At 57.1% G+C, this 14991-nt stretch carries 14 protein-coding genes; 6 read left to right on the top strand and 8 right to left on the bottom strand.

Annotated features, from left to right (window positions below):
- Nucleotides 1–9 precede the first annotated feature (9 nt).
- Complete coding sequence (locus tag AC1V0D_RS06055) at nucleotides 10–198, bottom strand: YnbE family lipoprotein (protein WP_009090058.1); 189 nt, start codon at nucleotides 196–198, stop codon at nucleotides 10–12.
- Nucleotides 195–2825, bottom strand: coding sequence for a YdbH family protein (locus AC1V0D_RS06060; protein ID WP_482907117.1), 2631 nt, complete (start codon nucleotides 2823–2825; stop codon nucleotides 195–197). Before AC1V0D_RS06060 ends, AC1V0D_RS06055 begins: the two co-directional genes overlap by 4 nt.
- A 146-nt stretch (nucleotides 2826–2971) precedes the next feature.
- Between AC1V0D_RS06060 and AC1V0D_RS06065 the strand changes: the two genes are divergently transcribed.
- Nucleotides 2972–3964 carry a 2-hydroxyacid dehydrogenase gene (locus AC1V0D_RS06065; protein ID WP_009090054.1) on the top strand — a complete coding sequence of 331 codons (993 nt, stop codon included), beginning with the start codon at nucleotides 2972–2974 and terminating at the stop codon, nucleotides 3962–3964.
- A 31-nt stretch (nucleotides 3965–3995) separates the two neighbouring features.
- Here the strand turns inward: AC1V0D_RS06065 and AC1V0D_RS06070 are convergent, their stop codons facing one another.
- Nucleotides 3996–4271 carry a putative hemolysin gene (locus AC1V0D_RS06070; protein ID WP_009090053.1) on the bottom strand — a complete coding sequence of 92 codons (276 nt, stop codon included), beginning with the start codon at nucleotides 4269–4271 and terminating at the stop codon, nucleotides 3996–3998.
- 184 nt (nucleotides 4272–4455) lie between these two features.
- Here AC1V0D_RS06070 and AC1V0D_RS06075 point away from each other — a divergent pair, with 184 nt between their 5' ends.
- The 3 genes from AC1V0D_RS06075 to ttcA all read left to right on the top strand — a co-directional run bounded on the left by AC1V0D_RS06075 (nucleotide 4456) and on the right by ttcA (nucleotide 7637).
- The gene (locus tag AC1V0D_RS06075; protein ID WP_033736241.1) at nucleotides 4456–5112 is read left to right on the top strand and encodes an MgtC/SapB family protein; all 657 of its coding nucleotides are present in this window, start codon (nucleotides 4456–4458) and stop codon (nucleotides 5110–5112) included.
- A gap of 230 nt (nucleotides 5113–5342) precedes the next feature.
- Entirely contained in the window at nucleotides 5343–5603 is a 261-nt protein-coding gene (locus AC1V0D_RS06080; RefSeq protein WP_482907118.1) for a hypothetical protein, read from the top strand.
- A gap of 1098 nt (nucleotides 5604–6701) precedes the next feature.
- Entirely contained in the window at nucleotides 6702–7637 is a 936-nt protein-coding gene (gene ttcA / locus AC1V0D_RS06085) for a tRNA 2-thiocytidine(32) synthetase TtcA (protein ID WP_009090046.1), read from the top strand.
- Between the two features lie 46 nt (nucleotides 7638–7683).
- Here ttcA and ynaL read toward each other — a convergent pair whose 3' ends face one another.
- From ynaL to AC1V0D_RS06100, 3 genes are all read right to left on the bottom strand, one after another.
- Complete coding sequence (ynaL, locus tag AC1V0D_RS06090) at nucleotides 7684–8010, bottom strand: proline-rich small protein YnaL (protein ID WP_140925444.1); 327 nt, start codon at nucleotides 8008–8010, stop codon at nucleotides 7684–7686.
- Nucleotides 8011–8126: 116 nt separating this feature from the next.
- Nucleotides 8127–9110: a zinc transporter ZntB gene (zntB, locus tag AC1V0D_RS06095; protein ID WP_009090042.1), complete on the bottom strand. Its 984-nt coding sequence runs from the start codon at nucleotides 9108–9110 to the stop codon at nucleotides 8127–8129.
- Nucleotides 9111–9228: 118 nt separating this feature from the next.
- The gene (locus AC1V0D_RS06100) at nucleotides 9229–10848 is read right to left on the bottom strand and encodes a peptide ABC transporter substrate-binding protein (RefSeq protein ID WP_150029542.1); all 1620 of its coding nucleotides are present in this window, start codon (nucleotides 10846–10848) and stop codon (nucleotides 9229–9231) included.
- 152 nt (nucleotides 10849–11000) lie between these two features.
- Here AC1V0D_RS06100 and mpaA point away from each other — a divergent pair, with 152 nt between their 5' ends.
- Entirely contained in the window at nucleotides 11001–11708 is a 708-nt protein-coding gene (gene mpaA / locus AC1V0D_RS06105; protein WP_482907119.1) for a murein tripeptide amidase MpaA, read from the top strand.
- Here the strand turns inward: mpaA and ycjG are convergent.
- On the bottom strand, nucleotides 11683–12666 hold the full coding sequence (gene ycjG, locus AC1V0D_RS06110) for an L-Ala-D/L-Glu epimerase (RefSeq protein ID WP_285064977.1): 984 nt from the start codon (nucleotides 12664–12666) through the stop codon (nucleotides 11683–11685). The two genes, mpaA and ycjG, sit on opposite strands and share 26 nt — an antisense overlap.
- 146 nt (nucleotides 12667–12812) lie before the next feature.
- On the opposite strand from ycjG, the gene tpx reads away from it, so the two are divergent.
- On the top strand, nucleotides 12813–13316 hold the full coding sequence (gene tpx / locus AC1V0D_RS06115; protein ID WP_046101893.1) for a thiol peroxidase: 504 nt from the start codon (nucleotides 12813–12815) through the stop codon (nucleotides 13314–13316).
- Nucleotides 13317–13366: 50 nt separating this feature from the next.
- On the opposite strand, the gene tyrR is transcribed toward tpx, so the two are convergent.
- Nucleotides 13367–14932 (bottom strand): transcriptional regulator TyrR, encoded by a 1566-nt coding sequence (gene tyrR, locus AC1V0D_RS06120; RefSeq protein WP_046101894.1) that lies wholly within the window; start codon nucleotides 14930–14932, stop codon nucleotides 13367–13369.
- Nucleotides 14933–14991 lie beyond the last annotated feature (59 nt).

The following is a 14991-nucleotide window of genomic DNA, read 5'->3' on the forward strand; positions in this document are numbered from 1 at the left end:
GTGCTCTCCTCAGAACAGACCGCTCTGGTTTTTCAGTAACGCTTCCACGTCTTTATCCACCTTGATGTGGATCTCATGCTCAATTTTTACGTTCATATTGATGGTGATGGGATCTTTGGGTGCCGTAACCTCAATGCGCGGCACGCAGCCGATGCTCAGCAGTCCGGCTGCCAGAACCAGTAGTGCCCTCAGGCTCATGGTGAAGTGTCCTTGTTCGATGGCAAAGTCGCGTGTTGTTCCAGCCAGGATTGCAAATTATCGCCAAAGCGCAGGCTGCGCCAGAGCTGAAACAGATTTTCCTGATGATGGTAGTTAAGATTCACCGTCTGACGACGGTTGCTGAACCGGCTGACGCCCTGCACCTCTGCCGTCATGCTCAGGTCGCCGAGGTTATCCAGATTAATCGTCGCCCAGCTGCGGGAGATCTCCATATAGCGTAGCCAGTCCAGCGCCGCGCCAGTGGCGACGTTATTACGGGTAATCGCATCCGCCATATCGTTGTCCAGCCGGAAAGTCAGAGGGCCGCTGTTGGCTATCCACCCTTTCTCGACCAGCCAGCGGGGATTATTGAGCCACAGCGGCAGTTCACCGTTAACCCGTCCCGACATGGCGAACTGCTTAGGCTTCAGTGCGGTCACCAGCTCGCTGAGGCTGATTTGACGCAGCGTTACCCGCGCAGGCTCATGCTGTGGCATCTGCAATGCGGGCAGCGTAATCTGCCCGCCGAGGAGTTCCAGACTGACATCCTGCAACCTCAGCGGCGCGGCTTCGCTCCACGGCCAGCTGCCCTGCAGATCGGCACGGATATTCTGCATCGCAAACTGGTTTTTTACCTCGGCAATGCGCAGGGAAACCGGGCCATGCTGACCAAACTGCCACTGCCCGGCCCTGAAGCGAAAGGGCAGTGAGAAGTCGATACCATTGATCTGGCTGTCCGGCGTCCAGACGCTGCCCTGCTTCACCGACCAGTGTCCACCAGCCTGAAAACCCTGCCCGGGGGCAGCGGAAAAGGCGAACTGCGCCTGCAGCTGACCATCCTGAATCTGCATTTTCATGTCCGGGCTGATCAACGGCTGAAACACCCGGAGCGACTGTGACGGCCACCAGGCCTGACCGCGCAGCCGTTCGCCATCCCAGCGACCATTGACCCGCAGCGGGCCAATCCTGCCGGCATTCAGGCTGCCCCGCCAGATAAAGTCGCCGGGGTCACGGCCTTTCGCCTCGAAATCGAGCGTTGAATCAGCCAGCCTGCCGCCATAGCTGAACCGGGTCTCGCCCGCCTGCAGCCGGAAATGGCCATTAAACGCCGGGTGGGCCGCATTGCGCTGCCAGTTAACCGGTTCAGTGAGCGTCAGACGCGGACTGGCGACGTTGACACTGCCGTAGGCCAGTTGATTAAACCCGGTGGAGAGCGTATCCAGATGGATCAGCGTATCGTGCCAGCCGCCCGTGCCTTTGACATCCCAGCGTGCCTGAAGCGGCAGCATCTCGCCTCCGCCCCAGTAGCGCCAGTTCCATTCGCCCTTATCAGGCCAGAAGTCGCTGGCACGCCCATCGAGATGCAGCCGGAAACGGCCAAAACTGGCATCGTGCGCGTTAAGAATCGCCTGCAGACGGCCATCAATTCCCTGCGATGAGAGGCGCACGCCCGCCAGCGGCCAGCGCGCCTCGTCCACCTCCAGCGTGGAGAGCAGGCGGCCCCGCAGGCGCAGCAGCGATTTAGGCTGGAGTTGCAGCTGAGGATCGAGGAGCGACCCGCTGAGCACGCCCGGAATGGAGCCGTAGAGTTGCAGATCCGCCAGCTTACTTTCGCCGGTCAGCTGAAACGGCAGATGGCTCTCTGTCAGGCTGAGGTGGCCGGGGCCGAGACCCAGCACAACGTTGCCCTTGCCGCCGCGCCCCCGGGTCAGCAGATTGAGGCGTCCGCTGATCTGGCTCTGTTCAAGCCCCGACTGCCAGTTCTCCAGCGTCAGATTAACAAAGCCGGAGAGCGGCTGGGCGGTGAACGGCCAGTAATATTCCCCCTTCTCAATCTGAATCTGGTCGCGACTGATCTGCCAGGGCAGACGCAGAAGCGGGCGATCCTGTTCCGCCGTCGTTGCGACAACTACGCCCTGCTGCTGCTGCCAGCTGAGGCTGAGCTGAAGCGGATGCGGCAGCGCAGCCAGCGCCAGTTGTCCGGCCACCTCGCCATTTACCGGCAGGTCACTGGCAAAGGTGGGAAGTTCAAGATGACCCTTGAGGGTGATGGGTTCAGAGAGTGCCGGATGGGTCAACGTCAGATGGTCGACTGCCAGCTGCTGACCGGTCAGCGTTGCCGCCAGCTGCAGATTGTCACCCCGATAAGTCAGACGCTGGCGATCTTTTTCCAGCGTGAGATCCAGTGCACCCGCGTAGGTCTGCCACGGGGCCACCGTCAGCTTATCCAGATGGACATCGGCACCCGGCAGCATTGCCTGCCATTCGGCCAGCGTTCTGGGCGAACCGGGATTGTCGTCGGCCGCCGGCAGTTTTTGCAGGCAGGCGCTGTCCAGCGTCAGCGCGGCCGCGTTAAGTTTCCAGCGCGACTGATGCCAGCCCAGCGAGACGGCTTCTACCGTTGCCAGCGTACAGTCGCCCGCCAGATAACGAATTTCTGGCAACCACAGGCCTCCCTCCCGCCAGCGCGGTGCGCCAGACAGCTCAATGCGTGTCTCCTGCGGCAGCCAGATCCCGACCAGCCGGGGCAGCCATTGTGTCACTGTTAACATCAGGCCGAGCAGCAGCAGAATCAGCGCCAGAATAGCCGCCAGCCGCCGCCGGACTCTCCGTGGCATAAAAGCCATAATCCTTTTCCTCACCCTATCCTGACCATGATGATGGCATGTAAATTGCGCGAGGTGAAGGTCTGCCCCGGACGCATTTCAGCGGTTTCAGCAAAGTCCGTCAGAAAACGTTATCCTTGGTCTATCACCTCTGCAGGAGCACAACGATGAAGATCGCGGTTTACAGCACCAAGCATTACGATCAGAAATACCTTGAGCAGGTCAATCAGCAGTTCGGCTTTGAACTGGTGTTCTTCGACTTTTTACTCACTGAAAGCACCGCAAAAACGGCAGTGGATTGCGATGCGGTATGCATCTTTGTCAATGATGATGGCAGCCGACCGGTGCTGGAAGAGCTGGCCGCGCTGGGTGTGAAGTATATCGCGCTGCGCTGTGCCGGTTTTAATAATGTCGATCTGGACGCTGCAAAAGAGCTGGGCCTGGAGGTGGTGCGTGTGCCCGCCTATTCGCCGGAAGCGGTCGCGGAGCATGCTATCGGCCTGATGATGACGCTGAACCGCCGTATTCATCGCGCCTATCAGCGCACCCGTGACGCGAACTTTTCACTCGACGGCCTGACCGGCTTTAACATGCATAACAAAACGGCGGGCGTGATAGGCACCGGTAAAATCGGCATTGCGACCATGCGCATCCTGAAAGGCTTTGGCATGCGGCTGCTGGCGTTTGATCCCTGGCCGAGCGAGCAGGCGCTGGAACTTGGCGCGGAGTATGTCGATCTGAAGACGCTGTTTGCGGAGTCGCACGTCATTACGCTGCACTGCCCGCTGACGCCGGAAAATCACCATCTGCTCAACGCCGAGGCGTTCAGCCAGATGCGTGACGGCGTCATGATTATCAATACCAGCCGCGGTGGCCTGATCGATTCACAGGCGGCGATTGATGCGCTGAAGCAGCAGAAGATTGGCGCGCTCGGCATGGATGTTTATGAGAACGAACGCGACCTGTTCTTTGAAGATAAGTCGAATGATGTGATTCAGGACGATGTCTTCCGCCGTCTGTCGGCGTGCCATAACGTGCTCTTCACCGGCCATCAGGCGTTTTTAACCGCCGAAGCCCTGACCGCCATTTCTGAAACCACGTTAAGCAATCTCAGTCAGCTCGATCGCGGTGAAAACTGCCCGAACCGACTCTCCGTCTGAGGGTGCGGGCCGGAGCAATCCGGCCTGTCTATCAGCGCGCGCAGTGCCCGCCGATCAGCGCCTGCTCATCACAACGACGCCCGTTCACTAACTGACACATCCCCACCCGGGATCCATCCAGCTGATGCGAAAAAGCCAGGGTTCCGCCTGCATTTTCACAGGTGCTTTCTGCCAGAGAAGACATCACCACGCGGGGCTGAACATGGGCGGCGGTGGCTTGTTGCGGTGGCTCGTTATCATCACTGTGGCTGCTGCAGGCAGAGAGGAATAACGCGGCACCGGCCAGCAAAAAGGTGGCTGCTTTCATCAGTCGAACTCCGGGAATTGGGATAATAGGCTGGCTCAGCATATGTCAGGCAGCACAAGGGGTCGAGAGGTGAAACAGCTTTTTACAAATTTCTGCGGCGTGTTTTGCAAGCAGAATTATCTTGTTTACCTGGTAACACTGAACTGTCACCCTTTTCCGGCCCCCCTTATTTCGGAGTAAAGCCATGTTAATGGATATGTTAATTCGCATTGCGCTGGCCGGTATTCTTGGCGGACTCATCGGCCTGGAGCGGCAGATGCGGGCCAAAGAAGCCGGACTTCGCACCCACATCCTGGTCGGGATCGGCAGTGCGATGTTCATGCTGGTGTCGAAATATGGCTTTGCCGATATGCTGAACAGTGACCATGTCGCGCTGGACCCCAGCCGTATTGCGGCGCAGGTGGTCAGCGGCATGGGCTTCCTGGGCGCGGGTACCATCATGATCCAGAAGCAGGTGGTGAAGGGCTTAACCACGGCGGCGGGTTTATGGGTAACCGCAGCGATTGGCCTGGTCATCGGCAGCGGCATGTATGAGATCGGCATCTATGGCACCGTACTGGCGCTGGTCGTGCTGGAAGTGTTCCGCCGTCTGAGCCACGTTTTAATCGGTAAACACCATACCCTGCTGGTATTCCTGAAGCCGAAGAGTGTACCGCTGGTGCTGCTGGTGATGCAGCGGGAAGGCATCCGCTACGGCAACGTGACGGTGATTAATCGCGATCAGGAAAGCGGACTGTGTGAACTCAGCGTGCAGGTTACGCTGTCGCGCAGGTCAAATGACGCGCATCTTTACGATAAGGTGATGGAGATTAAAGGGGTGCAGTCGCTGGAGATGATGTGAGCATCTGTCCTGTCTCACCGGGCCGGTGCGCCAGCCCGGTGGGTTCAACCCCCCTGAAAATGTCGGCGCAGACGATGGCGCTCCCCTTGCCTGCTGCCAACATTGTTAACAGCCTGATCCACTGTCACCCTTCAGAATGGCCATCCCCTGACCTGACACATGGAGCCGGTCAGAAATTAATGACATAATCCGGTATTATTTATCAGCGAAATGATGACAGCCGGAGACCAATGCGCCCTGACTCTGACCCTGCAGACAATGCCCTGTCCGCTACCGCACGTAAAAGTAACTGGCGCGGGTTAAGCCTGCTGACGATTATCCTGATCGTGGCTGCGGTGGCGATTATCATGATTCTGGACCATCGCAACTCGGTGAATAATGCGCTCGAAACCGGACAATGTCTGGCTGAGGAAGGCGCTGAAAACATTCTTGGCGTACTCAGGCATTTTTTACACCATGCCTATCGCTGGATCTTTAAAGCCTGCGGCTAATTAAATTCAGTGCAGCAGAAAATGGAGTAAGCCGTGCCGGTTCAGCAGCAGCAGAACGCCACCATACATTACGGCGACATAACAGATTAAAAAAAGCAGCAGCGTCATGATAAATTTCACACCAGACTTTTTTATTTTGTGATCGTTATCCGGCTTTCTCATCGCGGTTAATCACCACTCCTTTTTTTAACCTGATTGCACAGCGGGATATTAAACGGTTCCCCTGTTCCGCTGTATTGCCGAAATGTGCGAAACGACGCCCTGGACGTCTGTCTGTTGATTTTACGTTGGATAAAACCAAGCCCGGCGACGTTATGCTTTTTCATCCGGGTGGACACGTTCTCAAGAAACAGACAACTGATTGTTTACTCTCTCTTTTTTTAGAGAATAAAGTGCAGTCTGAAATTAACAGAGAGTTCGATTCAGGCCATTAAACCAGCCTGTCGATGAAGCTGATTATAATCTTTTCCGCTCAACACAGATTAAACCGCGTGCGACTTTCAGATCACTCCGTTTAATCTGTCCCAGCCTGACTCACGCAGAACCCCCGATTTAAAAAGCAAAATATTTAAATTTGATATGGGTCAAATTTCACTCCCGATATAATAGTGCCTGTTTATGTCTGATTGATCTTTACCTGCTCATGCTGGTTAATTTGCTGAACCGGTGGCGTCAATGAAATATCTGTTAATCCTCCCCTTCATTTTTATGATCGCAGGCTGCGCGACAAAGAACGATAGCGCGCGAACCGCGACTGACCAGGCTTCATCCCCCTCCTGCTCCTCGCACAGTGATGAAATCGACTGCCAGTGGAAAGAGGTCCCCGCCAGCTGAGGAGGTAACGCTGACTTTTCTCCGCCGCATGCGCCACTGCGAAATGCTGCAACATCCCTTTCTCTCCCCGTTTGCCTTTACGCAACGTGCGGAAGGTGAACTCTGGCGTCTTAATCCGCGGATTACTTCACTCCGGCACTGGCATTCGCGGCAACAATCCGTACCATACGCTGCATATTCGTGACACCGCAGAGAAGTGGCTGGCTGAATGCGCACGTTGATTTGCCCTCAGGCTACGCTTTCTGGTTTTAGAGATAGGTAAAAATGCAAGATAATCAAACGGTTGACAAGAAAGAACAGTACAACCTCAATAAACTGCAGAAACGCCTGCGCCGTCATGTCGGCGAAGCCATTGCAGATTTCAATATGATCGAAGAAGGTGACCGCATCATGGTCTGCCTGTCGGGCGGAAAAGACAGCTATACCATGCTGGAAATTCTGCGCAGTCTGCAAAAAAGCGCCCCGGTCAGTTTCAGCCTGATTGCCGTTAACCTGGACCAGAAGCAGCCTGGCTTCCCTGAGCATATCCTCCCGGCCTATCTGGAGTCTCAGGGGGTGGAGTACCGGATTATCGAAGAAGATACCTACTCCATCGTCAAAGAGAAGATTCCGGAAGGGAAAACCACCTGCTCTCTCTGCTCACGCCTGCGCCGTGGCATTCTGTACCGCGTTGCCACGGAGCTGGGCTGCACGAAAATTGCGCTGGGCCACCACCGCGATGACATTCTGCAGACGCTGTTCCTCAACATGTTCTATGGCGGGAAAATGAAAGGCATGCCACCGAAGCTGATGAGCGACGATGGCAAGCAGATTGTGATCCGCCCGCTGGCCTACTGCCGCGAAAAAGATATCATCCGCTTCTCGGAAGCGCGTCAGTTCCCGATTATCCCCTGCAACCTCTGCGGTTCTCAGCCAAACCTGCAGCGTCAGGTGGTAGCCGATATGCTGCGTGACTGGGATAAGCGCTACCCGGGCCGTATCGAAACGATGTTCAGTGCGATGCAGAATGTCGTGCCATCGCACCTCGCCGATGTCAATCTGTTCGACTTCAAAGGCATCAAGCATGGCGATGCAGTGGTGGACGGAGGCGATATCGCCTTTGACCGCGAAACGCTGCCGTTACAGCCGGCAGGCTGGCGGCTCGATGATGAAGATGCCCCTGTCACAGGCGCACGTCTGGATGTGCTGCAGATTAAGTAAGTGCCGGAAAAACAGAAGGGCGTGCTGCTGGCAGCACGCCCTTTTTTTATATGTTGCGGTGTGGCGGCGGATCCATTATCGGCGGAAACTCCGGATCCGTCGGCGGATCGGGCTGAGGTTGCGGATGGGGGATCGGGTCAGGAATCGGGGTCGGATCCGTGGGGATCGGCTCGCTGTTATAAATCGCGCTCATGCCGTACTCCTTTTCTTGCGAATGGACTTTAAGCTTAGGTAAGGAACGGCGTTCCAGCCAGCCAGGCAAAAAAAAGCCGGCGCACTGGCCGGCATGTTTCGAATTAAATGTGCTATGCATTAATTCTAAATCAGGAAGTAAGACAATATGGAGCGCAACGCCCATCGCTTGACGTTGCATTCACCTGCGGGAGAGAGTTTGCGTCAACGGCAACATCGGGTTCTTGATATCGATCAGCTTTTGCCGCCTTTCCTCGAATTTCAGCGCCTGGACTGAGATGGTCCCTCCCCGTCGCGCTACAGCCAGTGCCGTTTACGCAGATAACCGGCGACGCCGACAGCCAGAACCACCAGCAGCAGGCAGAAAATGGAAAAGCCGTATCGCCATTCTCCGCCCGGAATGCCGCCGAGGTTGACGCCGAACAGACCGGTCAGGAAGGTGGCTGGCAGGAAGATCATCGCCATAACTGACATGGTATAGGTGCGCCGGTTCATCGATTCGGCCATGGCAGAGGCTACCTCGTCGGCCAGAATGGCGGTTCGCGCCACGCCGGCATCCAGGTCATCCAGCCCGCGTCCCAGCCTGTCGGCAATCTCCTGCATCCGACGCCGCTCGTTGTCATCCATCCAGGCCAGTTTTTCGCTCGCCAGCCGGGCATAGACATCGCGCTGCGGGGCCATATAGCGCCGCATCACAATCAGCTGTTTGCGCAGCAGACCCAGCTCACCCCGCGCGGGCATCCGCTGATCCAGTAGCGCATCCTCCAGCTCAATGATTTTGTCATGCAACTCTTCGATAAATTCGCTGGTGTGATCGGTCAGGGCATCACAGACATCGACCAGCCAGCTGCCGCAATCGATCGGGCCGTTGCCGTTCTGCAGGTCGGTCAGTACTTCATCCACGGCAGAGACTTTGCGCCGGCGGGTCGAAACAATCAGCTTGTCGTTGATAAAGACCCGCATCACGACCAGCTGGTCACGGCGCGCGTCGCTGTTGTGGTTAACGCTGCGCAGCACAATCATGAAGCCATCACCCAGACGGCTGACGCGCGGACGCATACTGTCACCCGCCAGGGCATCACGGACGGCATCGGGGATTTGAGGCGTCGACTGCAGCCACTCTGCGCTTTTACGATGGGTGTAGTTCAGATGCAGCCAGCAGGGCTGCTCGCACTGAATCACCTCATCTTCCGCGATCGGGATCATGCCGCCCTTGCCATCAAGCTGGCAGGAAATGATGGCGTCTGAAACCTGCAATGCTTTTCCTTCAATTACGTCCACACCGTCCCCTCACTATCAAAATCAATACGATACAGTCTAGCGTGGCGGCGATGAGTTGCAATCTCCGGGCTGTGTAGAAAGATGTCAGCCGGTGGCCGGATGAACAGCCACCGGAGGCTTAATGTTTCTCGATCCAGAGCTCGCGGCTGTAGGCGACATCTTCGGGGTTGGTGATGGGATACCCTTTGACCCAGGGTTTAATCAGGCGGCCATTGGTGTACTGATAGATCGGGGCAATGGGTGCCTGATCCGCCAGAATCTGTTCCGCGCGGTTGTAATCGCTGTTGCGCGCCTCGTCACTGGTCTCGCGACTCGCTTTGGCCAGCACGGCATCGTAATCCGCGTTGCTGAAGCGGGGAATGTTGCTGCTGTTGCCGGAGGTCAGCAGATTCAGGAAAGTGGACGGCTCATTGTAATCGCCGACCCAGGATGCCCGGATCACATCGAAATTGCCGCTGTTACGACTGTCGATGTAGGTTTTCCACTCCTGATTTTCCAGCGAGACATCCACGCCAAGATTCTTTTTCCACATGGACGCCACCGCGATAGCAATCTTCTGATGGCTCTCCGAGGTGTTATAAAGCAGCTTAAGCCTGAGCGGTTTACCCGGCCCATAGCCCGCTGCGGTGAGCAGTGCTTTTGCCTGCGCGTTGAGATTGTTCTGGTCATGTTGCTGCAGGAAAGAAGGCAGCGGCCTGAAGCCAGCGGTGACATCCGGGGTAAAGTGCCATGCGGGTTTTTCACCGGTTCCCAGCACTTTTTCCGCAATAATCCGGCGATCAATCGACCAGGAGAGCGCTTTGCGCACCCGCGCATCAGCGGTCGGCCCCTTCTGCGTATTAAACGCATAGTAATAGGTGCCCAGCTGGTCAGGCGTGTAGACCTCACCCGGCAGACTTTTCTTCAGCAGACCATACATCTCTTTGGGAAAAGATTCGGTGATATCGATGTCGTTGGCGCGATAACGCTTGGTGGCACTCGACTCTTCATTGATCGGAACAAACGTCACCCGGGTCAAAACCGAATGGGCATCATCCCAGTAGTGCGGATTGCGCGTCAGGACAATTTTCTCGTTTACCACCCGCTCGCTGAGCTGATAGGCCCCGTTGCCGACCAGTTTACCGGGCGCGGTCCAGCTGTCGCCCTGCTGCGCCAGGGTCTTCTGCGGCACCGGAAAGAGCGCCACGTTAGCCACCAGCGCCGGGAACCACGGCACCGGACGATCCAGCGTGACCTTCAGGCGGCTGTTATCCTGCGCCACCACGCCCAGCTTATCCGGTGTCATCTGACCTTTGGCGATCGCCGCCGCATTCTCAATACCGCTTAAGGCGGCGAACGACGCCGACGGTGAACTGTTTTCAGGGTCGACAAGGCGCTGCCAGCTGTAAACAAAATCCTGCGCGGTGACCGGCTCGCCATTCGACCAGCGTGCGTTGTTGCGCAGCGTAAAGATCCAGGTTTTGTTGTCGCTGCTGCTCCAGCTCTGGGCCACGCCCGGTACGATTTTGCCGTGCGCATCCTGATTGGTGAGGCCTTCAAAGAGATCGCGAATGACCTGAATCTCTGGCAGGCCGACCGCTTTAAGCGGATCGAGCGAAGCGGGTTCATCCTTAATATGACGCACGATCTGCTGCTGCTCAGCCAGCTGCGCGCCAGCGGGTGGATTCGCCGCGAGGGCGGGTGTGAAGAGGCTGCTCAGACTGATGGCGGCCAGCGTCATGCGAAAGGTTTTAACCATAATCACTCCTTTACCTCAAAGAAGCGCTGCACGATGCCGATCGCGATGCAGCTTGTGCAGGGCACTTTAACGCAAATCGCTGATGGATAAATAACTATTTTCCGCCTTCTGCTTTTCCGCTACTTTTAATAAAACCCTTCGAGGAAATCATTATGTCGCCACTTCATCCGCGCCCGCTGCGTGGCAGGCTGGACGTTCCGTATCAGCAGTATGGTCGCTCACTCCTGGGCGCACCGCTGCTCTGGTTTCCGGCTCCGCTGGGCGATTCGGAGAGCGGGCTGATCCTGGCAGGCACCCATGGGGATGAGAATGCGGCTATCGCCACGCTCTCCGCGGCATTGCGGACGCTGCACGATGGCATGCGGCGGCATCATGTGGTGTTAGCGGTTAATCCAGACGGCTGTCAGCTGGGGTTGCGCGCGAATGCCAGTGGCGTGGATCTCAACCGTAACTTTCCGGCCGCAAACTGGCAGTCGGGCGATACCGTTTATCGCTGGAACAGCGCCGCCGATGCGCGCGATGTGGCGCTCTCAACCGGCAATCATCCCGCCTCAGAACCGGAAACCCAGGCGCTCTGCGCCCTGATTCATCAGATCAAACCTCGCTGGATCGTCTCCTGGCATGAGCCGCTGGGGTGCATTGATGACCCGCATCAGTCAGAGATAGGCGGCTGGCTGGCCGACCACACCGGCCTCCCCCGCGTCACCAGCGTCGGATATGACACTCCCGGCTCCTTCGGCAGCTGGTGCAAAGATCTCAGCCTGCCCTGCGTGACCGCGGAACTGCCGGTAATCTCCGTGGATGAAGCGACGGAAGTCTACCTTGAGGTGATGGTTAACCTGCTGCGCTGGCAGCAATGAGTAACTGACCGTTCCGCACGTTAATCGGTGGTTCGGCATCTACTGCCAGCCAGGTCGGGCCATCAAGATCGGCAAAACGAGTCTGCGGCACCAGCGGCAGTGCGGCGCGTATCGCCCGCGAGGTGCAGAGCATGCAGCCAAGCATGACCGCAAAGCCCTGCTGCTGCGCCGCTTCGGCCAGCGCCAGCGCTTCGGTCAGCCCGCCAGCCTTATCCAGCTTGATATTGACCATCTCATAACGGCCGCGCAGCGCTGGCAGGCTGTCACGCGTGTGACAGCTCTCATCGGCACAGATCGGCAGGGGATGAATAAAGTTTTCCAGCGCCGCATCTTCACCGGCGGGCAGCGGCTGCTCCAGCATCGCCACGTCGATATCGGCCAGCAGCTGGCAGCGCGCCGCCAGCCCTTCTGCATGCCAGGATTCGTTCGCATCGACAATCAGAGTGGCTTCCGGCACCGCTGCGCGGATCGCCATCAGCCGCTCGGTAATGAAATTATCATCCAGCTTAATTTTCAGTAGCGTGGCACCATGCTGCCACAGCGCCAGCGCGCTGCTGGCCATCGCTGCCGGTGTGTCGATGCTCACCGTCTGGGCGGTCACCACCTCCGGGGGCGCGATCACGCCATTCAGCTGCCACAGGCTGCTTTTCTGCTGATGAACGGCGAGATCCCACAGCGCGCTGTCGATAGCGTTACGCGCGGCACCGGCGGGCAGCGCCTGCTGCAGTGCCTCGCGCGTCATGCCCTGCTGCAGCGCGGGCAGCAGAGAGGCGATCTGAGCCAGTACAGAGGCCTCGGTTTCGCCGTAGCGGGCATAAGGCGTCGCCTCACCTACCCCCTTGACGCCCGCCTCTTCAATCTCAACCACCACCACCTTCGCTTCGGTTCGGGTTCCACGGGCAATGACAAACGGGGTATGCAACGGCCAGGCTTCGGGATAACTTTTTACCGTTCTCATTTCCACTCCAGAATGAAAGATGCAGTGGCAGACCGCCACAGAGATTTCGACAATTGAACTCGTAAACCCTTAACATTTATGTCATAAACAACGGCTAAGTTTAGCCTTTTTGTATCAGCGCTTTTTTATCATCAAAAGGAATCACTATGTCTCAGACTGTTCATTTTCAGGGTAATGCCGTCCCGGTTGCAGGTCAGTTCCCTCAGGCGGGCGATAAAGCCAAAGCGTTCACCCTGGTGGCGAAGAACCTGGTTAACGTTGCGCTCTCTGAGTATGCAGGAAAACGCAAAATTCTGAACATTTTCCCGAGTGTGGATACCGGCGTGTGTGCGTCATCAGTGCGTAAATTCAATCAGGCAGCCAGCGAACTGAATAACACCGTGGTGTTATGTATCTCTGCTGACCTGCCGTTTGCCCAGTCGCGCTTTTGTGGCGCAGAGAACCTGAGCAACGTGGTGACCCTGTCGACGCTGCGCGGCTCAGAGTTTAAGTATGATTATGGCGTGGAAATTGCCGATGGTGCGCTGGAAGGGCTGACCGCGCGTGCGGTGGTGGTGCTGGATGAGAATGATAAAGTGCTTTACAGCCAGCTGGTGGATGAAATCACCAACGAACCTGATTATGACGCAGCGCTGGCCGCGCTGAAGTAATAAAAAAAGCGGATAACCAGGTTATCCGCTTTTTCCCTTTCGCGCATAGCCTATTCGCTGTCGCTGCGCTTCTGCCCCAGACCATATTCCCGCAGCTTATTGGCAATCGCCGTGTGCGACACGCCGAGCCGTTTTGCCAGTTTTCGGGTGCTGGGATAGGAGAGGTAAAGCCGCGTCAGGATTGAGCGCTCGAAACGGCTGGTGATTTGATCCAGCGTTCCTTCCAGTGCCTCATCACCCAGCGACACATCCAGCGCCTGCTCAGGCAGTATGATGTCCTGAGGACGCAGTTCGTAACCCTCCAGCTGGGTTAACGCCCGGTAAAGCGCATTCTTTAACTGACGTACGTTGCCCGGCCAGGCATAGCGGGTCAGAAACGCGTTGAGCTGCGGAGAGAGGCGTGGACGTGCCATCCCCTGCTCATCCGCAAAGCGGGCAACAAACATCTCGGTCAGCGGCAGAATATCCTGCGGACGGTCGCGCAGAGGCGGCAACTGCAGCGTCAGGACGTTGAGACGATAGAAGAGATCTTCGCGGAACTCTCCGCGCTGTACCAGCTCAATCAGGTTCTTCTGCGTGGCGCAGATCACCCGCACATTCACATGCACTTCATGCTCTTCACCGACGCGGCGGAAGGTGCCGTCATTGAGAAAACGCAACAGTTTGGTCTGCATTCTCGGCGACATCTCACCGATTTCATCCAGCAGCACCGAGCCGCCGTTCGCCTGTTCGAAAAAGCCCTTCTTGCCTTCAAGCGCATTAGGATAGGCGCCGGCAGCATGTCCAAACAGCTCGCTTTCCGCAACGTCGTCAGGCAGTGAAGCGCAGTTCAGCGCCAGGAAAGGATTCTTGCCGCGGGCGCTGCGCAGATGGCAGGCGCGCGCGAGCATGTCTTTCCCGGTGCCGGTGTCGCCCACAATCAGCAACGGCGCATCCAGCATCGCCAGCTTGCGGGCCTGATCCACCACCTGCCGCATTTTCGGCGTCACGGCAATGATGTGATCAAACTCCGAATCGTCGGTGACCACCAGATTCTGCAGCTGACGGCCCATGCGGGCGGTCGACTTCAGCATCACCATCGCGCCGACCGGCCGGTCGCTCTGGCCCTCTTCACCCGGCAGATAGATGGGACGCGCTTCCATCAGAAAATCCCGGCCCTCAATAACGACATGCTGCGCCTGCGCTTCCACCCGATCGCTCTCGAGCCAGCGCATAAAGTTAAAGCCGGTGATCAGATGACCGGCGCTGAAATTGCGCATCTTCTCTTCATCGAGATTGAAGAGGTTCTGTGCCGCCGGATTAGCTAACTCAACCTTACTTTTCAGATCGACAGAGAACACGGGATCGGGCATCGCCACCAGCAGCGCACTCAGCGCACGGTGTTCCCGCTCAGAAGGCATGTACGTGACAGTGCGCACATCTGTCACGCCGGGCGTACGCCGGATTTCAGCCATCAGATTGCTGAAGGCATCAAATTCCAGTGCAGCAAAGTTGAGATAGATGCGCCCAATCGCCGTAATTTCGATACCGCGTAAATCAATATTGCGTGCCACCAGCAGGTCGAGCAGTTCACGCGTCAGACCGATACGGTCCTGACAGAACACTTCCAGACGCATTGCGTTCGCCTTAATCAGGTTCAGATGGTTCAATGATACGCTAAGTCGCGCACTGGCAG

Source organism: Pantoea sp. PA1 (assembly GCF_056856975.1).